This is a genomic window from Pseudomonas sp. Pso3 (genome assembly GCF_055393275.1).
Genome location: NZ_AP043687.1, coordinates 1,463,616 through 1,486,992 on the forward strand (window position 1 = coordinate 1,463,616; position 23,377 = coordinate 1,486,992).

At 66.6% G+C, this 23,377-nt stretch carries 23 protein-coding genes and 1 pseudogene; 9 read left to right on the top strand and 15 right to left on the bottom strand.

Annotated features, from left to right (window positions below):
• Positions 1-37: 37 nt before the first annotated feature.
• The 4 genes from ACZ5R1_RS06860 to ACZ5R1_RS06875 form a co-directional block, all read right to left on the bottom strand.
• Positions 38-1,042: a substrate-binding domain-containing protein gene (locus tag ACZ5R1_RS06860; RefSeq protein WP_007160547.1), complete on the bottom strand. Its 1,005-nt coding sequence runs from the start codon at positions 1,040-1,042 to the stop codon at positions 38-40.
• 221 nt (positions 1,043-1,263) lie between these two features.
• Entirely contained in the window at positions 1,264-2,133 is an 870-nt protein-coding gene (locus tag ACZ5R1_RS06865) for an SMP-30/gluconolactonase/LRE family protein (protein ID WP_464712940.1), read from the bottom strand.
• 80 nt (positions 2,134-2,213) lie between these two features.
• Entirely contained in the window at positions 2,214-2,900 is a 687-nt protein-coding gene (locus ACZ5R1_RS06870; RefSeq protein WP_007160545.1) for a FadR/GntR family transcriptional regulator, read from the bottom strand.
• 29 nt (positions 2,901-2,929) lie between these two features.
• Positions 2,930-3,685 carry a FadR/GntR family transcriptional regulator gene (locus ACZ5R1_RS06875; RefSeq protein ID WP_007160544.1) on the bottom strand — a complete coding sequence of 252 codons (756 nt, stop codon included), beginning with the start codon at positions 3,683-3,685 and terminating at the stop codon, positions 2,930-2,932.
• Positions 3,686-3,953: 268 nt separating this feature from the next.
• Here ACZ5R1_RS06875 and ACZ5R1_RS06880 point away from each other — a divergent pair, with 268 nt between their 5' ends.
• Positions 3,954-5,264: an MFS transporter gene (locus ACZ5R1_RS06880; RefSeq protein WP_042138006.1), complete on the top strand. Its 1,311-nt coding sequence runs from the start codon at positions 3,954-3,956 to the stop codon at positions 5,262-5,264.
• Here the strand turns inward: ACZ5R1_RS06880 and ACZ5R1_RS06885 are convergent.
• From ACZ5R1_RS06885 to pabB, 3 genes are all read right to left on the bottom strand, one after another.
• Positions 5,237-6,517 carry an MFS transporter gene (locus tag ACZ5R1_RS06885; protein ID WP_042138008.1) on the bottom strand — a complete coding sequence of 427 codons (1,281 nt, stop codon included), beginning with the start codon at positions 6,515-6,517 and terminating at the stop codon, positions 5,237-5,239. The two genes, ACZ5R1_RS06880 and ACZ5R1_RS06885, sit on opposite strands and share 28 nt — an antisense overlap.
• 61 nt (positions 6,518-6,578) lie before the next feature.
• Positions 6,579-7,199: a phosphoadenosine phosphosulfate reductase domain-containing protein gene (locus ACZ5R1_RS06890; protein WP_017641933.1), complete on the bottom strand. Its 621-nt coding sequence runs from the start codon at positions 7,197-7,199 to the stop codon at positions 6,579-6,581.
• A gap of 48 nt (positions 7,200-7,247) precedes the next feature.
• Complete coding sequence (gene pabB / locus ACZ5R1_RS06895) at positions 7,248-8,591, bottom strand: aminodeoxychorismate synthase component I (RefSeq protein ID WP_464712941.1); 1,344 nt, start codon at positions 8,589-8,591, stop codon at positions 7,248-7,250.
• 152 nt (positions 8,592-8,743) lie between these two features.
• On the opposite strand from pabB, the gene ACZ5R1_RS06900 reads away from it, so the two are divergent.
• The 4 genes from ACZ5R1_RS06900 to prpD all read left to right on the top strand — a co-directional run bounded on the left by ACZ5R1_RS06900 (position 8,744) and on the right by prpD (position 13,151).
• Positions 8,744-9,445, top strand: coding sequence for a GntR family transcriptional regulator (locus ACZ5R1_RS06900; protein ID WP_115946486.1), 702 nt, complete (start codon positions 8,744-8,746; stop codon positions 9,443-9,445).
• 4 nt (positions 9,446-9,449) lie between these two features.
• Complete coding sequence (prpB, locus tag ACZ5R1_RS06905; RefSeq protein WP_077172357.1) at positions 9,450-10,337, top strand: methylisocitrate lyase; 888 nt, start codon at positions 9,450-9,452, stop codon at positions 10,335-10,337.
• Positions 10,338-10,392: 55 nt separating this feature from the next.
• Positions 10,393-11,520 carry a bifunctional 2-methylcitrate synthase/citrate synthase gene (prpC, locus tag ACZ5R1_RS06910; protein ID WP_464712942.1) on the top strand — a complete coding sequence of 376 codons (1,128 nt, stop codon included), beginning with the start codon at positions 10,393-10,395 and terminating at the stop codon, positions 11,518-11,520.
• 146 nt (positions 11,521-11,666) lie between these two features.
• Positions 11,667-13,151: a 2-methylcitrate dehydratase gene (gene prpD / locus ACZ5R1_RS06915; RefSeq protein WP_464712943.1), complete on the top strand. Its 1,485-nt coding sequence runs from the start codon at positions 11,667-11,669 to the stop codon at positions 13,149-13,151.
• Positions 13,152-13,265: 114 nt separating this feature from the next.
• Here the strand turns inward: prpD and ACZ5R1_RS06920 are convergent, their stop codons facing one another.
• From ACZ5R1_RS06920 to ACZ5R1_RS06945, 6 genes and pseudogenes are all read right to left on the bottom strand, one after another.
• The gene (locus tag ACZ5R1_RS06920; protein WP_007160535.1) at positions 13,266-13,595 is read right to left on the bottom strand and encodes a hypothetical protein; all 330 of its coding nucleotides are present in this window, start codon (positions 13,593-13,595) and stop codon (positions 13,266-13,268) included.
• A 26-nt stretch (positions 13,596-13,621) separates the two neighbouring features.
• Complete coding sequence (locus ACZ5R1_RS06925) at positions 13,622-15,217, bottom strand: isocitrate lyase (RefSeq protein WP_464712944.1); 1,596 nt, start codon at positions 15,215-15,217, stop codon at positions 13,622-13,624.
• Between the two features lie 596 nt (positions 15,218-15,813).
• On the bottom strand, positions 15,814-16,734 hold the full coding sequence (locus ACZ5R1_RS06930; protein WP_371099732.1) for a methyl-accepting chemotaxis protein: 921 nt from the start codon (positions 16,732-16,734) through the stop codon (positions 15,814-15,816).
• 3 nt (positions 16,735-16,737) lie between these two features.
• Positions 16,738-17,847, bottom strand: a pseudogene (locus tag ACZ5R1_RS06935) (FIST signal transduction protein); the annotation flags it as partial.
• 235 nt (positions 17,848-18,082) lie between these two features.
• Entirely contained in the window at positions 18,083-18,505 is a 423-nt protein-coding gene (locus tag ACZ5R1_RS06940; RefSeq protein ID WP_027598988.1) for a GFA family protein, read from the bottom strand.
• 93 nt (positions 18,506-18,598) lie between these two features.
• Positions 18,599-18,880 (bottom strand): peptidylprolyl isomerase, encoded by a 282-nt coding sequence (locus ACZ5R1_RS06945; RefSeq protein WP_007160531.1) that lies wholly within the window; start codon positions 18,878-18,880, stop codon positions 18,599-18,601.
• Positions 18,881-19,033: 153 nt separating this feature from the next.
• Here ACZ5R1_RS06945 and ACZ5R1_RS06950 point away from each other — a divergent pair, with 153 nt between their 5' ends.
• Complete coding sequence (locus ACZ5R1_RS06950; protein WP_007160530.1) at positions 19,034-19,882, top strand: CAP domain-containing protein; 849 nt, start codon at positions 19,034-19,036, stop codon at positions 19,880-19,882.
• Between the two features lie 141 nt (positions 19,883-20,023).
• On the opposite strand, the gene ACZ5R1_RS06955 is transcribed toward ACZ5R1_RS06950, so the two are convergent.
• A complete protein-coding gene (locus ACZ5R1_RS06955; RefSeq protein WP_027601598.1) occupies positions 20,024-20,404 on the bottom strand; it encodes a VOC family protein in 381 nt (126 codons plus the stop codon).
• 61 nt (positions 20,405-20,465) lie between these two features.
• Positions 20,466-20,801: a CopM family metallochaperone gene (gene copM, locus ACZ5R1_RS06960; protein ID WP_027598986.1), complete on the bottom strand. Its 336-nt coding sequence runs from the start codon at positions 20,799-20,801 to the stop codon at positions 20,466-20,468.
• 416 nt (positions 20,802-21,217) lie between these two features.
• Between copM and ACZ5R1_RS06965 the strand changes: the two genes are divergently transcribed.
• From ACZ5R1_RS06965 to ACZ5R1_RS06975, 3 genes are all read left to right on the top strand, one after another.
• Positions 21,218-22,408 (top strand): sugar transporter, encoded by a 1,191-nt coding sequence (locus tag ACZ5R1_RS06965; RefSeq protein ID WP_007160527.1) that lies wholly within the window; start codon positions 21,218-21,220, stop codon positions 22,406-22,408.
• 157 nt (positions 22,409-22,565) lie between these two features.
• The gene (locus ACZ5R1_RS06970; protein ID WP_074584645.1) at positions 22,566-23,033 is read left to right on the top strand and encodes a DUF4442 domain-containing protein; all 468 of its coding nucleotides are present in this window, start codon (positions 22,566-22,568) and stop codon (positions 23,031-23,033) included.
• A gap of 118 nt (positions 23,034-23,151) precedes the next feature.
• Entirely contained in the window at positions 23,152-23,292 is a 141-nt protein-coding gene (locus ACZ5R1_RS06975) for a hypothetical protein (protein WP_464712945.1), read from the top strand.
• Positions 23,293-23,377 lie beyond the last annotated feature (85 nt).

The following is a 23,377-nucleotide window of genomic DNA, read 5'->3' on the forward strand; positions in this document are numbered from 1 at the left end:
GAGGAGGGCGGCGCCAGCAGAGGCGCCGCCGGGGTCATCACTTCCAGAGGCCGATCTTTTCCAGCTCCTGCTGGAAATTGGCGCGGGTGATGAGGGTGACCTTGTCCATCGCGGTGTACTTGGGCGGTTCCTTACCGGTGGTCACCCATTCGTACATCATGCTGGCGGTCTGGTAGCCCTCTTCGTGGGGGCTGGGCAGCATGGAGCCGAAGAAGCCGCTGTTGGGTTTCTTCAGTTCGCCGATGGCGTCGGTGCCGTTGATGCCGATGCCGATCACCTGCTCGGCCTTGAAGCCGGCGCTTTCGGTGGCGCGGACGCCGCCCAGCACGGTGTTGTCGTTCATGCCGCCGATGATCAGGTGCTTGGCGCCCGAGGGCAGCTTGACCAGCGCGGAGGTGGTGGAGTCCATGCTGCCGGGCACGTCCAGGGTCTTCTGCGGCGCGAAGATGATGTGATCGGCGGGCAGACCGGCCTTCTTCAGGGCTTCCACCGAACCGTCGGTGCGCTTCTTGCCGGTGTCCAGCTCGTTGTAGGTGTTGATCACCGCATAGGTGTCATCCCACTTCCAGCCACGCTTCTCGGCTTCGGCGGCCATGGCGGCGCCCTGCTGCTGGCCGACCTCGAAGGCGGCCATGCCCAGGTAGGGCACGTCTTCCATGAACTTGCCCTTGGCGTCGACGAAGCGGTCGTCCACGGCCATGACCTTGAGGTCGTTGAGCTTGGCCTTGGCCACGATGGCCGGGCCGAGGGAGACGTCGGGCGGGCAGATCACGAAGCCCTTGGCGCCGTTGGCGGCCAGGCTGTCGATGGCGGCGAGGGTCTTCTCGCCATCCGGCACGGCGATCTTGAGCAGGGTGAAGCCCTTGTCCTTGGCGGCTTTCTCGGCGAAGGCCCACTCGGTCTGGAACCAGGGTTCCTCGGGTTGCTTGACCAGGAAACCGATCTTGACCGGATCGGCAGCGAAAGCGGAGAGAGACAGGCTGACGGCACCGGCGGCGAGGGCGGCACGCAGCAGAGAACGAACTCCCGGAACACGGAACATAGCTGGAACTCCTTGTTTTTATTGGTGTGGCCAGGCAATGCGAGGCGGCGGGTTGCCGTCGTGGAGGTCAGACGACACCGCTCTTCATTGATATTATGATTGGATGGGTGCGGGTGCAAGGAAAAGGTGACGAGATTTTTCGTCACCTCTGTCACCAAGCTGTTACATAGGGGCTGGAACGGAAAGGCGCCGCAGAGGGGCGCCTGGGTCGGTAGGATGAATCAGCCAGCGAACCTATGGCAGGGCATGCCGGCTACCGGTGCGGTGGCCTTGAGCAGGGCGCCGTCGAGGGCGCCATCGGCGGCGGCGCTGGTGACGTACAGGGTGCGCAGATCCGGTCCGCCGAAGACGCAGCTGGTGGGGCGCTGGACGGGCAGTTCGACGATCTCCAGCAGCTCGCCCTCCGGCGAGAAGCGCAGCAGGCAGTTGCCATCCCAGCGCGCATTCCATACGCAGCCTTCGCTGTCGATGGCCGAGCCGTCCGGCGAGCCGCGCTCGTGGGGGCCGGCCCAGACGGTGGGGGTCCCCAGGTTGCCATTGGCATCCAGCGGGTAGCGATAGAGGGTGTCCTTCAGGGTATCGGCGCTGATGACGTGGTTGTCCGCCGCGCTCCACACCAGGGTGTTGGCGATGCCGAGATCGCTGGCGTGACGACTGACGCTGCCGTCCGGATCGATGCGGAACAGCCCGCCCGAGTGGCGGTCGATGGCCACGTCGCCACCCTGGGCATCGAGATTGTTCTGCATGGTGCCCAACCAGAGCCGCCCCTGGGCATCGCAGCGGGCTTCGTTGCCGCGATTGCCCGGATCGGGATCGGCGACGCAGAAGCGTTCCAGGGCAGGACGGTCCGGTGGCGAATCCAGGTCAAGACGGAAGACGCCGTCTGGCAGGGTCACCAGGGCGTCGCCGCGCACCGTGGGCACGAAGGCGGAACAGGGCCGATCCAGTTGCCATTCCTGATAGTGCTCGCCGCTCAGGCGGCAGGCCTTGAAGCCGGCGATGTCAACCCAGTAGAGCGCCTGGGTCTCCTGGTCCCAGAAGGGGCCCTCGGCCAGTTTGAAGCGCTGGGGAAGCAGCGGCTGCCAATCCATCGTTCACCTCTCTTGTTGTGGCAGTACGGGAAGTCCAGGCATGGGAACCTGCGGCGACGCCAAGGTTGCCGACCGAAACGTCAGTCCGTATAGCGCGCCAGGGTCACCGCCGCGCTGTCGATCAGCATCATGCAGGCCCAGACGGCGCGCGCCGCATCGCGCGAGGCGATGCCGTCGGCGAGGGTCTTGTGCAGGGGGAGGGTACGTCGCAATTCGGCGGGATCGGCCGACGACAGGGTAAAGGAGGCCGCCAGCAGGGCGCCCAGGGCGGGCACCATCTGCTCGATGAACTGATTGTGGCTGGCCGCCAGGACGCACTCGTGGAAACGCTGGTCGGCGGTGTTGTAGTCGCCGCCCTCGAGGGAGGCTTCCAGATGCTGGTAGGCGACCTGGATCGCCTGCACCTGCTCAGGGGTGGCTCTTTCGCAGGCCCAGCGGACCGCCGCGGGCTCGATGGCGTGGCGCAGATCCAGCAAGTCCTTTACGAAATGGGCAGGCAGACCGCCCGTGGCCAGCCAGCCCACCACCTGGGTATCGAACAGATTCCAGCGACTCAGCGGCAGGACCCGGGTACCGACCTTGGGGCCGACTTCCAGCATGCCCTTGGCCGCCAGGGTCTTGATCGCTTCGCGCAGGATGGTGCGGCTGACGCCCAGCTCCTGGCAGAGATCCGCCTCTACCTTGAGGGCGCTACCGGGTGGAAATTGCCCGGCCGCGAGGCGCTGGCCGAGTTGTTCTACGGTAGAGGCATGGTAGCTGCTGGACATGAGGGCATACCGCGAGTGGGTTCTTGCCCTCAATGATCATACGAAATTTCACCTTCAGACAAGGGCTGCGGCCGGAAGGCCTCGGCGACCATGTCATTGACACCGGCCAGCTGGGCGATGGCGGCGTGGCGAGCGGTCAGCGGGTCGCGGTGCTGGATGGCGGTGAGGATAGCCTTGTGCCGGGAGACCAGCAGGTTGAGGCTGTCGCCGGCGGCGAACAGCGCCGAGGAGCGTTCCAGGTAGTCCCGCACCGGCAGCAACATGATGCTGTAGAGGTGAGTCAGCAATTCGTTGTGGGTGGCCGTGGCGATGGACAGGTGAAAGGCCATGTCCGGTTCGGCCATGTTGGCGATGTCCACGGCCTGCTCCATCCGCTCGTAGGCGTCTTCGATGGCCTTCACGTCTTCGGGCTGGGCATTGGCAGCCGCCATGGCGGCGACCTCCGGCTCGATGATGTTGCGCACCTTGACCAGGGTCTCGTAGAAGCTGTGCCGCGAATCGCTCTCCAGCAGCCAATGCAGGACGTCGGGATCGAGCAGATGCCACTCGTTGCGTGGTTTGACCACGGTTCCGACCTTGGGCTTGGACCTGACCAGGCCCTTGGCCACGAGCACCCGGGTAGCCTCACGCAGGACAGGGCGGCTCACTTGGTACTCTTCGCACAGCTGCGCCTCGGGGGGCAGGCGCTGGTCTGGCAGAAAGTGTCCAGACACGATCTGGGTACCGAGCTCATGAACGATGCGAGCGTGTCTGCTTTTGCGCGGCAGCGGTGTCTTGTAATTCATCGAAAGGCATCCGAAGTCGTCGTGCCATCACTATAACACCATCAGCGCGATAACCGATCTTATCGTGGGCCAGGCGGCTCTGTAATGGGGATCAGCGGAAAGCAAGAGGTAAGATTTCCTACTTCGTAACATTGTTTTAATAGTACCAAATTTACCTTAAGTGCCGATTAATGGCGGCTTATGGCTATTTAACGTCTCAATGATATTACGTTAGACTTTAGGGCGATCTGCGCTTCAACCGCACAAAAACAACAAGTCGGAGAACGCCATGCACCCCGAATCCGTCCTCATTCGCCGGATCACGCACAAGCTGATTCCCTTTCTCGTCCTGCTCTATCTGGTCGCCTACATCGACCGCTCTGCCGTGGGCTTCGCCAAGCTGCACATGGGCGCCGACGTCGGCATCGGCGACGCCGCCTACGGCCTCGGTGCCGGCCTGTTCTTTATCGGTTACTTCCTCTTCGAAGTACCCAGCAATCTGCTGCTGGAGCGCTTCGGTGCCCGGCGCTGGTTCGCCCGCATCCTGATCACCTGGGGCGCCATCACCATGGGCATGGCCTTCGTCCAGGGTCCCACCAGTTTCTATGTCATGCGCTTCCTGCTGGGGGTGGCCGAGGCCGGCTTCTTTCCCGGGGTGCTCTACTACCTCACCCAGTGGTTCCCGGTGCGTCACCGCGGCAAGATCATGGGGCTGTTCATCCTCTCCCAACCCATCGCCATGCTGGTGACGGGGCCGCTGTCGGGCATGCTGCTGCAACTGGATGGCGCGCTCGGCCTGCACGGCTGGCAGTGGCTGTTCCTTTGCATCGGCGCGCCGGCGGTGCTGCTGGCCTGGCCGACCCTGACCCGGCTGCCGGATGGTCCGCAACAGGTCGCCTGGCTGAATGCCGAGGAAAAGCGCTGGCTGGCCACGGAGCTGGAAAAGGACCTGCACCTCTTCGACCAGACCCGCCATGGCAACCCCCTGCATGCGCTCAAGGACCGCCGGGTGCTGCTGCTGGCGCTCTACTATCTGCCGGTGACCCTGAGCATCTATGGCCTGGGGCTGTGGCTGCCGACGCTGATCCACCAGTTCGGCGGCAGCGATCTCACCACCGGCTTCATCTCGGCGATCCCCTATGCCTTCGGCATTCTCGGCCTGCTCATCGTGCCGCGCAGTTCGGATCGCCTGGGCGATCGCTACGGTCACCTGGCGGTGCTCTATGCCGTGGGCGCCCTGGCCATGGCCGGCAGCGCCTGGTTCGGCACCGCCGTGCTGCAACTGGCGGCGCTATCGGTCGTGGCCTTCTGCCTGTTTTCCCTTACCGCGCTGTTCTGGACCCTGCCCGGACGCTTCTTCGCCGGGGCCAGTGCCGCCGCCGGCATCGCCCTGATCAATTCGGTGGGCAACCTCGGCGGCTATCTCGGCCCCTATGGCATCGGCGCGCTCAAGGCGGCGACCGGGACCCTGGCCTCGGGTCTCTATCTGCTGGCCGCGGTGCTGGTGTTTGGCCTCCTGCTGACCGGCATCGTCTACACCCGCCTGGAGCGCAAGAACCGTCGGGAAGAGGGTTACGCCGCGGAGCGTTCCGCCGGCTGACGCCCCGGGCAGGTCTCGGCGGCGAACCAGGCGGCGCCGAGGCAGACCAGATTGGCCACCAGCAGATAGCCGGCCGGCGCCATGCGATCCCCGGTGGCGCCGATCAGCCAGGTCACCACGATCTGGGCGGTGCCGCCGAAGGCCGCCACCCCCAGCGCATAGACCAGCGAGAAGCCGGTGGCCCGTACCCGCTGCGGAAAGCTTTCCACCAGGAGCACGATCAGGGCGGCGCCGCTCATGCCGTGCAAGCCGGAGAGCACGGCCAGGGTCAGCAGGAAGGTGCCCGGGCCGGGTGCCTGGGTGATGAGCTCCAGCGCCGGATAGAGCAGCACCAGCAACAGCAGTCGCGGCAGGATTAGCACGATGCGCCGACCATAGCGATCGCTGAGCACCCCGCCCAGGATCGAGCAGACCGCCATGGCCGCGCCCATCACCAAGGTGGCGAGCATGGCGATCCCGGCCGGCAGCTTGAGCTCCACCAGGGCGAAGGTGGTCATGTAGTTGAGAAAATACTGGGTGATGGTGCTGCCGGAGAGGATCAGCAGCCCCAGCAGCAGTGGCCGCCGCTGGGTGGCCAGCACCTCGCCCAGCACCGCGCCGGTGCCCCGGGTTTCACCGACGTGAGTATCCACCAGGCCGCGACGGATGTAGAGACCGATGGGCAGGATCGCCAGGCCGAGCAGGAAGGGTAGACGCCAGCCCCAGGCCAGCAGCTGCTCCGGTGTCAGCCAGAGGGTCAGGCCATAGCCGATCAGGCCGGCCGCCACCGCGGCCAGGCCCTGGGCCACCACCTGCCAGCAGGCGTAGGTGCCCCTCTTGTGCAGTGGCGCCGCCTCCAGGATGTAGGTGGTGGCCGGGCCGGCTTCGCCACCCCAGGCCAGGCCCTGCAGCAGCCGGGTCAGCACCAGCAGGATGGGGGCGGCGATGCCGATCTGCTCGTAGCCCGGCAGCACGGCGATGCCGCCGGTGCCCAGGGCCATCAGCACCATGGTCAGCAGCATCGCCGGCTTGCGCCCGACCCGATCGGCCCAGGCGCCGATGAGGATGGCGCCCAGCGGGCGGACGACGAAGCCGACGCCAAAGGTGATGACGCTGGCCATGAGGCTGGCGAAGGCGTTCTGCGAGGGAAAGAACACCTGGCCGATCAGCACGGCGAAGGTGGCGTAGACGCCGAAGTCGAAGAACTCCACGGCGTTGCCGAGCACCACGGCAAAGACGCCCTTGCGGGAGTGGATAGGGCGGGAAGCGGTCATGGGCGAGCTATCAGCAGGAGCAGGGCGCGCGCCCGGGAGCGGACGCGCGAAAGGCACGGACTCAGTGGGCGAGGTGCAGGCCGCACTCGCGGTTCTCGTCACCCTTGGTGGGGTCGAAGTAGTCGAACTCGTTGGGCAGGTCGTGGGCGGTGAGGTACTGGTAGAGATCCTTGGAGGTCCAGTGCAGCAGCGGCGCGACCTTGATCAGGCCGTCCGGGTTGACGCTGACCGGGTCCATCTGGGCGCGCACCGCGGTGTCGGTGGCACGCAGGGCGGTGAACCAGACTTCCGGGGCCGTCTCGCGCAGGGCGCGGGCGAAGGGTTCCAGCTTGACCTCTTCGGTGAAGGCGGCGTGGCGCGGATCGTCCAGCCCGGGTACCGGGCCGTCGATGGCCTCGCGGTGGGCGCGCGAGCGCTTGGGCAGGTACGTCACCAGGTTGAGATTCAGCTTGCGCACGATCTCGTCGGCGCAGCGGTAGGTGGCGGGGGTGTTGTAGCCACTGTCCATCCAGACCACCGGGATGTCCGGCTTGACCTGGCTGACCAGGTGCAGGATCACCGCCTCGAAGGGGCGGAAGTTGGTGGTGACGATGGCGCTCTTGCCCAGGCCCAGGGCCCAGGCGACGAGCTTTTCGGGATCGCGGCCGAGGTCGGCGTTGATGCGGGCGAGATCGAGAGACATGGCGGACTCCAGCCGGGTAAGGGATGAGGCCATGGTAGCAAAGCCGGATCAGCTGTGGGCTGCCAGCGTCTCCAGCAGCACTCGCACCTTGGCCAGGGACTCGGCGTATTCGTCGGCCCAGTGGGAATCCATGACGATGCCGCCGCCGCCCCAGCAGCTGAGCACGCCGTCTTCGGCGAGCAGGCTGCGGATCAGGATGGAGCTGTCGCTCTCGCCGCGCACGTCCAGATAGAGCAGCGAGCCGCAGTAGGGGCCGCGGCGGGTCTCTTCCAGCTCGTCGATGATCTGCATGGCGCGGATCTTCGGCGCCCCGGTGATGGAGCCACCGGGAAAGCTGCCGGCCAGGAGATCCAGGGCGTCCAGCCCTGCGGCCAGTTCGCCGGTGACGGCGCTGACCAGGTGGTGGACGTTGGGATAGCTCTCCAGGGCGAACAACTCGGGCACCCGTACCGAGCCGATCCGGCAGCTGCGCCCCAGGTCGTTGCGCAGCAGGTCGACGATCATCAGATTCTCGGCGCGATCCTTGGGGCTGGCCAGCAGGGTGTTGGCCTCGGCGGCATCGGCGGCCGGATCGGCGCGGCGCGGACGGGTACCCTTGATCGGTCGCGTTTCTACCTGACCGCGGCTGACCTGCAGGAAGCGCTCCGGTGAATGGCTGAGCAGGGCGCCCCTGTCCAGCGCCAGATAGCCGGAGAAGGGCGTCGGGCAGGCCGCGCGTAGCGCCTGGTAGGCGGTCCAGGGCGAACCCTGGAAGGGCGCGCGAAAGCGCTGGGCGAAGTTGACTTGGTAGCAATCGCCGGCGGCGATATAGGCCTGGATGGCCTCGATGCGCTGGCGATAGGTGGACTCGTCGATATCGGCGACGAAGGGGGCGGTCAGCCGGAAGCCTTCGGCCTCGGGCGCCGCCCCGGCGTCGAACAGGGCGATCAGTCGCTGGCGTTCCCCTGCGTCCAGCGCCGGATGGCAGACCAGCTGGCTGGTCCGCGCCTGGTGATCGCTGATCAGCGCCCAGGCATAGAGGCCCAGGCGGCTATCGGGCAGTTGCAGATCGGCGTGGGCGCCGTCTGGCAGCCGTTCCAAGCGCCGGCCGAAGTCGTAGCCGAGATAGCCCAGCAGGCCACCGGCGAAAGGCAGCTCCACCTCGTCCGGCAATTCCGCCCGGCCCAGTTTGACCAAGGCGGTACGCGCCCGGGCGAAGAAAGCGCGGCCATCTTCGTCGGCTGCCGGTTGCAGCACCGCCAGCGGCCAGGCCGCCATGAGGTCGTAGCGACCCCGCTCGGCCACCGGCCGCCCGGAATCCAGCAGCACCGCGCCGGGCTCGCCCTGCAGTAGAGCGAAACGCGCCGTGGGATCGGCGTGATAGGGCAGGGGATGCAGGTGGCAGAGGGGCATGGCGAGTTCGGCAGGGAGGGCGGCGCGCTAGTGTAGCGAACCGCCTCTGGCGGAGCGAGATACAGGCTGTCACAGCTGGATTGTCGACAAAGATTGACGGGAAAGGCGTTCAGGCGTAGTTATTCAGCCCATAAACACAAAAGGTGTCGACAATGATCGATAGCCCCCTCCAGGCCGAAGCGCCCGAGACCGACAGTGGGACCCTCTCCGAGCAGGTGTTCCGCCGGATCCGCGAGGCCATCGTCCGCGGTGACGTGGCGCCGGGCAGCAAGATTTCCGAGCCCGAGCTGGCGCGCACCTATGGCATCAGCCGCGGGCCGCTGCGCGAAGCCATCCATCGTCTGGAAGGCCAGCGCCTGGTGGTGCGGGTGCCCCATGCCGGCGCCCGGGTCGCCGCCCTGAGCCTGGCCGAACTGGTCGAACTCTACGAAATCCGCGAATCCCTCGAAGGCATGGCCTGCCGCCTGGCGGCCGAGCGGCTCACGCCCCAGGGCATCGAGGAATTGCGCCAGCTGCTGCATACCCACGAACGCGATCCGGCGTTCCAGGCCGGCACCGGCTACTACCTGCAGGAAGGCGACCACGACTTCCACTACCGCATCATCCAGGCCAGCGGCAACGGCATGCTGGTGCGGCTGCTCTGCGGCGAGCTCTATCACCTGGTGCGCATGTACCGACTCAAGGTCTCCGCCACCCCCAATCGACCGCGCCAGGCCTTCGCCGAGCACCATCGCATCCTCGATGCCCTGGCCGAGGGCGACGGCGAACTGGCCGAGCTGCTGATGCGCCGCCACATCGCCGCCTCCAAGCGCAATCTGCAGCACCATCCCCTAGTCCAAGCTCAGTCGAGGTAACGCCATGCCTGCCGTCAGTCCCGGCCAGAAATTCCGCGCCGCCGTCGCCGCCGAACGCCCGCTGCAGGTGGTCGGCACCCTCAACGCCAATCACGCGCTGCTGGCCAAGCGCGCCGGCTTCCAGGCCATCTACCTGTCCGGCGGCGGGGTCGCGGCCGGCTCCCTGGGGCTGCCGGACCTGGGCATCAGCGGCCTGGAAGACGTGCTGATCGACGTCCGCCGCATCACCGATGTCTGCGACCTGCCGCTGCTGGTGGACGTCGACACCGGCTTCGGCGCCTCGGCCTTCAACGTGGCCCGCACCACCCGTGCCCTGATCAAGGCCGGCGCGGCGGCCATGCACATCGAGGATCAGGTCGGCGCCAAGCGCTGCGGTCATCGGCCGGGCAAGGAGATCGTCAGCCAGCAGGAGATGGTCGATCGCATCAAGGCCGCAGTGGATGCCCGCACCGACCCGGACTTCGTCATCATGGCGCGCACCGACGCCCTGGCGGTGGAAGGCCTGCAGGCCGCCATCGATCGCGCCTGCGCCTGCGTCGAGGCCGGCGCCGACATGATCTTCCCCGAGGCCATAACCGAATTGCCCATGTACCGCCAATTCGCCCAGGCGGTGAAGGTGCCGATCCTGGCCAACATCACCGAATTCGGCGCCACGCCGCTGTTCACCACCGAGGAGCTGGCCGGTGCCGATGTCGGCCTGGTGCTCTACCCATTGTCGGCCTTCCGCGCGGCCAATCGCGCCGCCGAAAACGTCTATACGGCGATCCGCCGCGACGGCAGCCAGCAGGCGGTGGTCGACACCATGCAGACCCGCGCCGAGCTCTATGACCGCATCGACTATCACCGCTACGAGGACCAGCTGGATCGCCTGTTCCAACAACAGAAACACTGACGCTCCACCCTGAACGCCCGCTTTTTCGCACAACAACTCCAAGAGGAGCGAGACGATGGCAGACAGTAAAACCCTCGGCGGCGCCGGCCTGCGTGGCCAGGTCGCCGGCCGGACCGCGCTTTGCACCGTCGGCAAGACCGGCGCCGGCCTCACCTACCGGGGCTACGACATCCGTGAGTTGGCCGCCGGGGCCGACTTCGAGGAAGTCGCCCACCTGTTGCTCCATGGCGAGCTGCCGACGCAAGCGCAACTGGACGCCTATCGCCAGCGCCTGGCGGCCCTGCGCGACCTGCCGCAGCCGCTCAAGGAAGGCCTGGAGCGCATCCCCGCCAGCGCCCACCCCATGGACGTGATGCGTACCGGCGCCTCCTTGCTGGGGACCCTGGAGCCGGAGCACAGCTTCGCCGACCAGCAGCAGGTGGCCGATCGCCTGCTCGGCGCCTTTCCGGCGATCCTGCTGTATTGGCACCACTTCAGCCAGAGCGGCACCCGCATCGACTGCACCAGCGACGCCCCGGACATCGCTAGCCACTTCCTCACCCTGCTGCACGGCAAGGCGCCCAGCGAGTTGCATGCCCGGGTGATGAACGTCTCGCTGATCCTCTATGCCGAGCACGAATTCAACGCTTCCACCTTTACCGCCCGGGTCTGCGCCTCGACGCTGTCGGATCTCTATTCCTGCGTCACCGGCGCCATCGGCTCCCTGCGCGGCCCGCTGCATGGCGGCGCCAACGAGGCGGCCATGGCGTTGATCGAGCGCTTCGCCTCGCCCGAGGAGGCGGTCACCGGCCTCAAGCAGATGCTCGAACGCAAGGAAAAGGTGATGGGCTTCGGCCACGCCATCTACCGCGACAGTGATCCGCGCAACGAGGTGATCAAGGACTACGCCCGGCAACTGGCGGCGGAAATGGGCGACCGGGTGCTGTTCCCGGTCTCGGAAGCCATCGACCGCACCATGAAGGAAGAGAAGGGGCTGTTTCCCAACGCCGACTTCTACCACGCCTCGGCCTACCACTTCCTCGGCATTCCGACGCCGCTCTTCACCCCGATCTTCGTCTGCTCGCGGACGGCGGGCTGGTGCGCCCACGTCTTCGAGCAGCGCGCCGACAACCGCATCATCCGCCCCAGTGCGGACTACATCGGCGTCGAGCAGCGGCCGTTCACCCCCATCTCCAATCGTTGATTGTTTGATCGCGGCCATGGGTCGCTCCTACAAGGGCGGGAGCGTCCTGTAGGAGCGGCCCATGGCCGCGATGAACCTAACCCCGTACAGCGGCCGCATCGGCAGACCGCCATGACCGCGATAAGACGCTATATAAAGGAACCTCCATGAGCGCCAACGTCGATCTCAACAACCGACCCGATTACGACCAGGTCATCCAGGACCTGGCCGATTACGTGCTGACCTACCAGGTCACCTCCCGCGAGGCCCTGGACACCGCCCGCAACTGCCTGATGGACACCCTCGGCTGCGGCCTGCTGTCCCTGCGTTTCCCCGAGTGCACCAAGCTGCTCGGCCCCCAGGTGGAGGGCACCGTGGTGCCCCAGGGCGCGCGGGTGCCGGGCACCAGCTATCGCCTGGACCCGGTCAAGGCCGCCTGGGACATCGGCTGCATCATTCGCTGGCTGGACTACAACGACACCTGGCTGGCCGCCGAGTGGGGCCACCCCTCCGACAACCTCGGCGCCATCCTGGCGGTGGCCGACCACCTCTCCCAGCGCCGCGTGGCCCAGGGCGAAGCGCCCCTGACCATGCGCGAGGTGCTGGAGGCCATGGTCATGGCCCACGAGATCCAGGGCGTCTTCGCCCTGGAGAACTCCTTCAACCGCGTCGGCCTGGACCACGTCTTCCTGGTCAAGCTGGCCTCCACCGCGGTCAGCGCCAAGCTGATGGGCGCCAACCGCGAGCAACTGCTGGCGGCGCTGTCCCACGCCTTCGTCGATGGCCAGGCGCTGCGCACCTATCGCCATGCACCCAATGCCGGCAGCCGCAAGTCCTGGGCCGCCGGTGATGCCTCGAGCCGTGGTGTACGCCTGGCCGACATCGCCCTGCGTGGGGAGATGGGTATCCCGGGCGTGCTCAGCGCGCCCCAGTGGGGCTTCTACGACGTGCTGTTCAGTCACACCAACAAGGACCTGGCCACCAAGCCGGCGGACCAGCGTCAGTTCAGCTTTCCCCAGGGCTTCGGCAGCTACGTGATGGAAAACGTGCTGTTCAAGATCAGCTTCCCGGCGGAATTCCATGCCCAGACCGCCGCCGAGGCCGCGGTGATCCTGCATCCCCAGGTGCGCGACCGGGTGGATCAAATCGAGAAGATCGTGGTGACCACCCACGAATCGGCCATCCGCATCATCTCCAAGCAGGGTCCCCTGGCCAACGCCGCCGACCGCGACCACTGCCTGCAGTACATGATCGCCGTGCCGCTGCTGTTCGGCGACCTGGTCGCCGAGCACTACGAGGACGCCTTCCACCAGGCTCATCCGCGCATCGATCAGCTGCGCGAGAAGATGGAGATCGTCGAGGACGAGCGCTACAGCCGCGAATACCTGGAAGCCGACAAGAGATCCATCGCCAATGCCCTCCAGGTGTTCTTCACCGATGGCAGCAGCACCGAGAAGATCGCCGTGGAATATCCCATCGGCCATCGCCGGCGCCGCGAAGAGGGCATTCCGCTGCTGGAGCGCAAATTCCAGAGCAACCTGGCGACGCGCTTCCCAGCCGGTCGCTGCGCCCAGATCTTCGCGCTGTGCAAGGACCAGGCAGGCCTGGAAGCCACCCCGGTGCATCGCTTCGTGGACCTGTTCGTGCTGTAAACGGAAGAGGCGACTCGCTCGATCCGGGAGGGCCATCCAGGATCAGGCGAGTCGCCTCGAAGGTGGGGCAGGGCGCGGCGGGTGGTCAGCTACCCGCCGCGCCCTTTTTCATGGCTAGCAGTAGCGATCCACGTAGGCCGGCTGCTGCTGCCGACCGGCCAGGCGCCAGTGCTCCTGCAGGGCGGTGTGGACGCTTCGGATGAAGTTGTCGTCCGCCGCTGCCGACTTGCCGACGTAGCCGCCGCCCTTGTTGTAGGTCTTGAAGCGGATGCGCAGGCTGGGATGGCGCTCTTCGAACTGCTCGGGCGTCTCGCCGCCGGGCAGGCGGTCGACGTGCACCGCGCCGCTCTCGCAGACCCAGAGGATGTGGTTGTGGTTCTTGTCCTTGAGCCGGCCGAAGAGTTGCTTGAGATCGTCCAGGCTGGGGTTGTCGTTCAGGTTCATGAGCGTGTCCTCCGCAGTGGCCGTGATCAATGGAACTGGTTCATGGTGTTGTCCTTGCCCGCCGCCTTGAGCGCGGCCTCGCCGGCAAAGTATTCCTTGTGGTCGTCGCCCATGTCCGAGCCGGCCATGTTCTGGTGCTTGACGCAGGCGATGCCCTGGCGGATCTCCTGGCGCTGCACGCCCTTGACGTAGGCCAGCATGCCTTCCTCGGCGAAGTAGCCCTTGGCCAGGTTGTCGGTGGACAGGGCCGCGGTGTGGTAGGTGGGCAGGGTGATCAGGTGGTGGAAGATGCCTGCCTCGCGCGCCGCATCGCGCTGGAAGCTCTGGATCCGTGCATCTGCCAGGCGCCCCAGTTCGGTGTCGTCGTAGTCCACGCTCATGAGCTTGGCGCGGTCGTAGGCGGAGACGTCCTTGCCCTCGGCCTGCAGGGCGTCGAACACCTGCTGGCGGAAGCTCAGGGTCCAGTTGAAGGAAGGGCTGTTGTTGTAGACCAGCTTGGCGTTGGGCACGACCTCGCGGATGCGGTCGACCATGGCCTTGATCTGGCCGACGTGGGGCTTCTCGGTCTCGATCCACAGCAGGTCGGCGCCGTTCTGCAGCGAGGTGATGCAGTCCAGCACCACGCGATCCACACCGCTGCCGGCACGGAACTGGAACAGGCCGCTGGCCAGGCGCTTGGGCCGCAGCAGCTTGCCGCCACGGCTGATCAGCACATCGCCGTTGCCCAGCTGGCTGGCGTCCACCTCGTCGCAGTCGAGGAAGCCGTTGTACTGGTCACCCAGGTCGCCCGGCTGCTTGCTCACGGCGATCTGCTTGGTCAGGCCGGCGCCCAGGGAGTCGGTGCGGGCGACGATGACGCCCTCGTCCACGCCCAGTTCGAGGAAGGCGTAGCGCACGGCGTTGATCTTGGCCAGGAAGTCCTCGTGGGGCACCGTGACCTTGCCGTCCTGGTGGCCGCACTGCTTCTCGTCGGAGACCTGGTTTTCCAGCTGGATGCAGCAGGCGCCGGCCTCGATCATCTTCTTGGCCAGGAGGTAGGTGGCCTCGGCGTTGCCGAACCCAGCGTCGATGTCGGCGATGATCGGCACCACATGGGTTTCATGGTTGTCGATCTTGGCCTGGATAGCGGCGGCCTTGGCGTTCTCGTCGGCGGCGCGGGCGGCGTCCAGCTCGCGGAACAGCATGCCCAGCTCGCGGGCGTCGGCCTGGCGCAGGAAGGTGTAGAGCTCTTCGATCAGTGCCGGCACGCTGGTCTTCTCGTGCATGGACTGATCCGGCAGCGGGCCGAATTCCGAGCGCAGCGCGGCGATCATCCAGCCGGACAGATAGAGGTAGCGGCCTTTAGTGCTGCCCAGGTGCTTCTTGATGGCGATCAGCTTCTGCTGCCCGATGAAGCCGTGCCAGCAGCCCAGCGACTGGGTGTAGGCACTGCTGTCGGCGTCGTAGGCGGCCATGTCCCGGCGCATGATGGCCGCGCAGTGGCGGGCGATGTCGAGACCGGTCTTGAAGCGATTCTGCAGGCGCATCCTCGCTGCGTACTCCGGATTGATGGCGCTCCAGTGATTGCCGATGCTGTTCTTGAGGGCGGCGATGGCCTTAACGTCGTTCTCGTAAGCGGACATGAGTCGATCCTTCTCGATGAGGTTGGCTTGGGTACCAGTCTTTTCCCAACGTCCGGCAGCGGGATGGCGGTTGCCACCCGGATGCCGGTCGCGAAGGCGAAAGGTCAGCCCAGCTGTCGAGTCATGTCGCCGTACGTTCCTGCATGGATCCGGACGTCACCTCTGGCGACGCTGCCTCGAGCAGCGCGGCATTTCAGTCGTCTTCTCTTGTAGTGCCTCTTGAGCATCACTACGCAAGACGGCCCGAGGGTCACCCGGAGCCCAGGCGCGACCCGCATGGATAGGGGGTTCGCGTCCGGTGCAGCTAGAGATTTGCAGGAGATAAGGGCGTCGTCAACTCAGTTTTGTAGTGCTTTCGTATAGTCACTACAAAAGTCGTAGACGCGGCTGGGAGCGGGTTTGGGGCGTCTATTGCTGACCCATGGGTCGCCGATGAGGGCAAAACAGGGCCGCAAGCCACGGCGCTGGCCGTGACCCTGCGGTCACTCAAGGGGTGAGTCGGCGGCCTCCGGTCGCCCCTCCTGGTGAGGGGCGGCGGCGCGGGAAGAGGGCGGGACTTGCCGGTCAGTGCCGACGAACGGTAAGTCCCCTGCAGCCTAGGACGAGGTGGCGGCGGTGAGGCCGGTCAGGGTGTCGGCGATGTCCTTGGTGCGATGGGAGGTCTGGGCGGTGAGGCGACCGGACTCGCGCAGGACGGCGAGCAGCTCCTGCAGCGAACCCACGTCCTGGGCCTGGCCGGCGATATGGGCACCGACCTCGCTGATGGCGCGCGACAGCTGGTCGATGTCGGCGCCGATCTCGGCGGCGTTCTTGTGGGTGATGGCCGCCAGGTTGCGCACCTCGTCGGCCACCACCGCGAAGCCGCGACCGCTCTCGCCGGCGCGCGCCGCCTCGATGGCCGCGTTGAGCGCCAGCAGGTTGGTCTGGCCGGCGATCTGCTGGATCACTTGGACGATGGACTGGATGCGCAGACTCGACTGGCTCAGCTCGTTGGCGCTGCGCACCACGTCCTCGGCCTGTTCGGTGAGGTGCTGCACGGTGCTGTCGGCCTGGCGGGTGACCTCGCCCTGCTGCAGGATGTTGCCTGCCAGATCGTCCATGCTGCTGTGCAATTCGCCGGAGTAGTGCCGCAACTGCTCGCCGATCTCCTGGCGACTCTGGTGCGCCTGGCGCAGCACCTGGCCAAGGTCGGCGAGGCCGCCGAACACCGCCTGGATGGAGTCGTCGAGGCCCTGGGCATCCACCACACCCGTGAAGTTCTGCCGCTTGAATTCGTTGATCTGGTTGACCACCACCTGGCTCAGACCGGCCAGCTTCTTGATCTGCCGGCGCAGGAAGAAGGCCTTGAACTCGCCGTAGTGGGCGGCGAAGTTGTCGACGTAGTCGTCGCGGAAGGGCGCACCCTCCGGGGTACGGAAAAAGAACACTGCGGTGAGCGTCTGGTTGAGGTTCAGGCCGAGGATCTCGCCAAAGGTGGAAAAGCCCACCACCGGCGTCTGGCCGAACACCTCGCCCATGCGCGGCAGCTCGGCGCCGTTGTTGGCGCGGCGCAGGATGCAGTCGTTGAGCACGCCCACCAGCGGGGTGCCGCTCTTGCCCTGCAGGAAGCGGGCGAAATCCTCGCGGGTGGCGTCCACCAGGGAGGTGCGCTTGACCATCACCAGCTCTTCGCCGGGCGCCACGTCGCAGAACAGGTGGATGCGCTCGCGCTCGTAGTCGATGCGAGCGATGGAGCGGACGAACAGCTCCTCGCCCACGCGGATGGCGAAGGAATAGTCCGCCAGGCGCTGCTCCAGCTGCTCGGCGCGGCAGCTCAGGGCCTCGCAGAGGGCCGCCACCATGCTCTTGATCTGGCCGCGGCTGTCGACCACCTGGCTGATGTAGCGCTCTTCCAGGGAGGCGGTGAGGACACTGAGGCTGAGCGGCGTGGCGCTGAAATTCTGGCTCTTGAACACCCCAAAGCGGGTGTTCCGGGCCATCTTCAGGAAGACCAGCTGGGCATGGTTTTCATAGGCCTTGCGGCCATCGTGCAGCAGCGTCTGGCGGAAGTCGCCCTTGCCGCCGGCGGAGCCGCCGACGAACAGGCAGGGAAAGCGGCCGGACTCGTACAGCGCCTCCATGAAGAAGGATTCCGAGGCGGACAGGCCGTCGAACAGCACGAAGGCCAGGGTATCGCGGTGATCGATGGGCGTGCGCACCTGCAGGCGCTTGAGCGACTCGGTCAGGCGGGCGAGGCGCTCCTTCATGCTGCGCCGCGGTCCGCCACGGCGGATGTCCTCGCTGTCCAGCGGAACGTGCACCACCTCGGCCGAGGCGATGACCGAGGCGTCGAAGAATTGCAGCACCAGCCGGTCCCAGGCGCCATCGGCGGCGCAATACAGGCGCTGCTCGCTGCCGCAGAGTTCGCCGGAGGTGGTGCACAGGCTGATGGATGCGCCGGGAAAGCGCCCCGCCAGCTGCCGGGCGATGGCGTCCAGGTCCAGGTGTGGCGAAATGAAGCCGGCGATATAGGTGGGCTTGAGGGCGACGCCGCCGAGGCGGTCGCCGAGTTCGCGAGCGGAGCAGGTCAGGCTGAACACGCCGCTACCGCCCTGTCGGGCACGCGCGCCGAAGCGTTGCAGAAACCCCATGATTGTTCCTCTTGTCTGGCAGGCTGGGAAAGGGAGCTCACCCAGGCATCGGCGCGTTTGCCAGCGGCTTGATAGGGGTGTGCGCCCAGGCCGCAGGCGACCGGGCGCAACGGATCAGGGGGGCGGCAGAGGCCGGGGCTCTGGCATGAGCCTTGGCGTGATAACGAGCGTGCGCAGGACCCCGAGGTCGCCCGCAGCGAGGCGACCGGTGGTCATGGCTGGCGCCGGAAGGCGACTAGTCCTGTTCGCCGTGCTCGGCGATGGCCTCGGCGCCGGTCAGCTGGCGGGTCTGGTTGGCGAAGCAATACCAGGCCGGCTTTTCTTCGATGAAGATCTCGCTGTCCAGCAACCAGTCGCTGCCCTCGAGCAGGCCCACCGGAATGGCGTAGTAAGGCTCGGCCTTGAGGCGATAGAACAGGTGAGTGCCGCAGTGGCGACAAAAGCCGCGCTCGGCCCAGTCGGACGAGGCATGGACGGCCAGGGCATCGCCACCGCCGATCACCGGTGGCTGAGCACAGTCCACTGCCAGCAGCGGGCCACCGCTCCAGCGGCGACAGGTCCGGCAATGACAGGCCGAGACGGCAAGGCTGTCGAGGCGACAATCCAGCTGGACGGCGCCGCACAGGCACTGACCGTGACGTTCGAGGGGAAGGGACATGGCACTATCCTCGTGAGACAGGAGGTCTGCAGGATAGCCGGTCGGGCGCAGGGAAGGGAGGTGCCCCCGCTGCGAGCGAGAGCACCGGCGCGATCAATCTTCGCGGCTGGTGACTTCCACCAGGTGATAGCCGAACTGGGTCTTTACCGGACCCTGGACCTGATGCAGCGGCGCGCTGAACACCACGGTGTCGAATTCCTTGACCATCTGGCCCGGGCGGAAGGTGCCCAGGTCACCGCCCTGGCGGCTGGAGGGGCAGCTGGAGTTGTCCTTGGCCACCTGGGCGAAATCGGCGCCCCCTTCGATGGCGGCTTTGAGTTCGTTGCACTTGGCTTCGCTGGAAACCAGGATGTGGCGGGCAGAGGCTTTGGCCATGGGAGAGACTCCTGTTGAATGAGCCGGCGAGCCTACTCCAATCACCCTTGCAAGCAAACTGCCATCCGTTCCTCGGCTGGCCACCGGTCTGGCTTGCGCCCTGGATTCAGGCCGGGTACATAGCGCTTCCGTCTTTTCCGGATCCGCTCGCGCATGTCCCGTTTCCCCGCCTTGTCCCTGCTGCTGACCACGACCCTGCTGACCCAGGCTGCCCTCGCCGCGACGCCCGAGGAGGCGCGTCTGGTCAGTCTGATCAACGCCTATCGCGCCGCCCCCCAGGGGTGCCCGGGCACCCGCGCCGCGGCGCCGCTCGCCGCCGACAGTCGCCTGGCGGCGGTGCGCCTGACCGGTCGCGATCGACTGCAGGGCGATCTGCGCGCCGCGGGTTATCAGGCATCGGCCGTGCAGGTGATCATGCTGGCGGGCGCCCCCACCGCCCAGGCGGCCATGGCCGGACTGCGCCAGCAGTATTGCCGGCCGCTGGCCAGCAGCGACTATGCGCAGATCGGGGTGAGTCAGCAGGGGCCGCGCTGGCAGCTGGTGCTGGCGCGTCCGGTGGTGAGCGCCGGCCTGGGCGACTGGCAGAGCGCCGGCAAGGCGGTCCTCGCCGAGGTCAATCGCGCCCGGGCCCAGGCGCGCACCTGCGGCACCCGGCGTTTTGCCGCGACCACCCCGCTGCGCTGGAATCCGGCGCTGGCCAATGCCGCCCTGGCCCACAGCCAGGACATGGCCGGTCGCGACTACTTCTCCCATACCGCCCCCGGCGGCGGCACCGTGGCCGAGCGGGTGGGCAAACAGGGCTACGGCTGGACCCGCATCGGTGAAAACATCGCCGCGGGCGCCGGTTCGGTCAGCCAGGCCATGCAGGGCTGGCTGGCGAGTCCGGGCCACTGCGCCAATCTGATGAATCCGGAATTCACCGAAATGGGCGCGGCCTATGCCCTGAATCCGCGGAGCACCCACAGCCTCTACTGGACCCAGGTGTTCGGTCGGCCGCGCTAGGCTCTGTACGAAAAGTGCCTGCACTCGGTGATGCGTCGTTGAAAACGCCTTCGGAATGCTCATTTACCACTCGTAAACTCCGCTTCCTCAGGCTTCTTTTCGCCTCGCCTGACCTTCGATCGGCGACCTTTCGCGCAGAGCCTAGGCCGGGTACTCGGCGATCTCGATCAGGTTGAGGTCGGGATCGCGGACATAGACCGAGCGAATCGGTCCGGTGGCGCCGGTGCGAGCCACCGGGCCTTCGATGATCGGCCAGCCCTCGCGCTGCAGATGGGCGATCACCTGGTCCAGCGGCTCCCGGGCGATGAAGCAGAGATCGAGGGCGCCCGGCACCGGCAGGTGCGCCTTGGGTTCGAATTCGTACCCCCGCTCGTGCAGATTGATCTTCTGGTTGCCATAGCGCAGCGCCTTGCGCCCCGCGCCAAACGTCTCCAGGCGCATACCCAGCACCCGGGTGTAGAAATCCTCGCAGGCGGCGAGGTCGATGGTGGTCAGGACCAGATGATCCAGATGGTCGATCAGCATGGTGGACTCCGCTTCGGGCCTGGCGTCCCACTGTGCCAGTCCCGGATGCGGTGCGCCATTACTTGCCGTGGGCCTTGATCCAGCGATTGAGCTGGTCGATTTCCTTCTGCTGGGCCTGGATGATGTCCTCGGCCAGCTTGCGCATCTCCGGGTCCTTGCCGTGCTGCAGCTGATAGCGGGCCATGTCGACGGCGCCCTCGTGATGGGCCAGCATGCCCTTGGCGAAGGCCAGGTCCGGGTCCTTGGCCTTGAGGCCTTCTTCCATGCCCTGGTGCATGGTCTCCATGCTCTTCTGCATGTCCTGGTGGGCCGGGTGCTGGGTCTCGGCGGCCTGGGCGACGCCGCCGGCGAGCAGACTGAGGGCGAGCAGGGTGGAGGAGAGGACGATACGCATGGGGGAGGCTCCTGACTGGGCTGGTGACGCCGAGGCTAGAGCTTGCCCCTGGGGTAAGGTCAATCATCCGGCGCGTTTCGCTCGGAGCTTCGTCCAGGCAAAAGGTTTCGCGATGTTTTGTCGCAGCGCCAGGCGATCGGCGTGCTGCTCCCGGGTAAAAAAGCGCCACCGATCAGGCGGTTGGCCGCTTCGGCCAGGCGATTGCCGCTGTCAGGCGCAACTGCGGGAGGTTGTGATGGTCCGAATCGACAGCGTAGAATTTTTACTACATTCAATTCCAATCCCTACCTACGGCAGACTTCTCGCTCGCGACCCGGCGTCGCAGGCGGGCCAGGCCTTTGCTCGTGGGTTTTTGTCGTCGGCTTTCTGACCGAGAGTCGCCATCCACCCTTTCGCTCTGGAGTAGAAGACCCCCCATGGATGCTACCGCCGAAGCCCGGAAGCCCAGCTGGTCCGGTGTCATCGCCCTGGCCCTGGCCGCCTTCATCTTCAACACCACGGAATTTGTTCCGGTGGCGCTGCTCAGCGACATCGGGCGCAGCTTCGACATGCGCCCCTCGCAGGTCGGCTTGATGCTGACCATCTATGCCTGGGTGGTGGCCCTGATGTCGCTGCCGATGATGCTCGCCACCCGCTCCATCGAGCGGCGCCGGCTGCTGGTGTTCGTCTTCATCGTGTTCATCGCCTGCCACGGCCTCTCCGGGGTGGCCTGGAGCTTCGAGGTGCTGGTGGCCAGCCGCATCGGCATCGCCTTCGCCCATGCGGTGTTCTGGTCGATCACCGCCTCGCTGGCGGTGCGTATCGCCCCGGCCGGCAAGCAGACCCAGGCCCTCGGCCTGCTGGCCACCGGCACCTGCCTGGCCATGGTGCTGGGCATCCCGCTGGGCCGGGTGCTGGGTGAATTGCTGGGCTGGCGCTACACCTTCGTCGCCATCGCGGCGCTGGCGGTGGGCACGGTGCTCTGGCTGGCGCGCAACCTGCCGCTGCTGCCCAGCGAGAATTCCGGTTCCCTGGCCAGCCTGCCGGTGCTGTTCAAGCGCCCGGCGCTGCTGTGCATCTACCTGCTCACTACCCTGGTGGTGACCGCCCATTTCACCGGCTACAGCTACATCGAGCCCTTTGCCGTGGAGGTGGCGGGCATGGGTGGCATGCAGATCACCGCCTTGCTGCTGCTGTTCGGCGGCTCCGGCGTCATCGGCTCGCTGCTGTTCAGCCGCTACAGCCTGAGATTCCCCAATGGTTTCCTGATCGCGGCCATCGCCGGCATCGCCCTGTCGCTGCTGTTGCTGCTGCCGTTCGCCTGGAAGAGCTTCATGCTGGAGGGTCTGAGCGTCATCTGGGGCATCGCCATCATGAGTTTCGGCCTGGCGCTGCAATCCAAGGTGCTGGCCCTGGCCAAGGACGCCACCGACGTCGCCATGGCGCTGTTCTCCGGCATCTACAACGTCGGCATCGGCGGCGGCGCCCTGCTCGGCAGCGTGGTGGGGACCCATGTCGGCATGCCCTACGTCGGCCTGGTGGGCGGCAGCCTGGCGGTGGCCGGTCTGCTGTTCGCGGTGTTCATGACCCGGCGCTACGCCGAGCAACTCAACGCCAATCCGCTATAAGGCCCGCGGGCGCCTCTTCGGCGAGGCGCCCCGGCCGCGCGACCCGGGGGTCGCGAACTGTCTACCGGGCCGCGTCCGCCAGCCATGGAGCGGCCCGGGGCGAAGCGCTAAGCTGCGGGCACCTGGCGCTCCGGCCAGGCTGCCGGATGCGCTCGCCATGAATCGACTGCTGTTCAATCTCTTCGTCTGGACCAAGGTGCCCATCGCCAAGATCGCCGGCCTGCGCCTGCGCCACCTGGACGATGCCGGCTGCCAGATGCAGGTCACCCATGGCTGGCTGAACCAGAATCCCTTCAAGAGCATGTTCTGGGCAGTGGAGGGCATGGCGGCGGAATTTTCCACCGGCATCCTCGCCGACCGGCACATCCGTCTTTCCGGCAGCCGCTACGCCATGCTGGTGGTGGCCATGAGGGCGACCTTCAGCAAGAAGGCCGTGGGCACCATCGTCTTTCGCTGCGACCAGGGCGCGGCCATCGCCGCGGCGCTGGTGCGCGCCCGGGAGACCGGCGAGCCGCAGCAGGTCGAGCTGCGCAGCGTCGGCACCGACGAAAGCGGTGAGCAGGTGGCGGAATTCTTCTTCACCTGGAGCTTCAAGGCGCGGGCGCCGCTGGGGACGTCCCGGTAGGAGCGACTGTCTTTCTTTATCGCGGCCATGGCGGTCCGCCGATGCGGCCGTTCTGGCTTGGACTATCGCGGCCATGGGCCGCTCCTACAGGAGCGTCATTTCCCTGTAGGAGCGGCCCATGGCCGCGATCGGTAGCGCGACCGCTGGCAACTTTCCGCGCCGCCTAGCGCCCGAACCGTCCACCTCGGCGTTCGCCCCGTCCCTGGCGGCGCTCGCCTTTGCCCTTGCCCTGGCCCTTTTCCTGGCCACGCGGCCATGATCGCGGCCATGGCGGTCCGCCGATGCGGCCGTTCTGGCTTGGACTATCGCGGCCATGGGCCGCTCCTACAGGAGCATCATTTCCC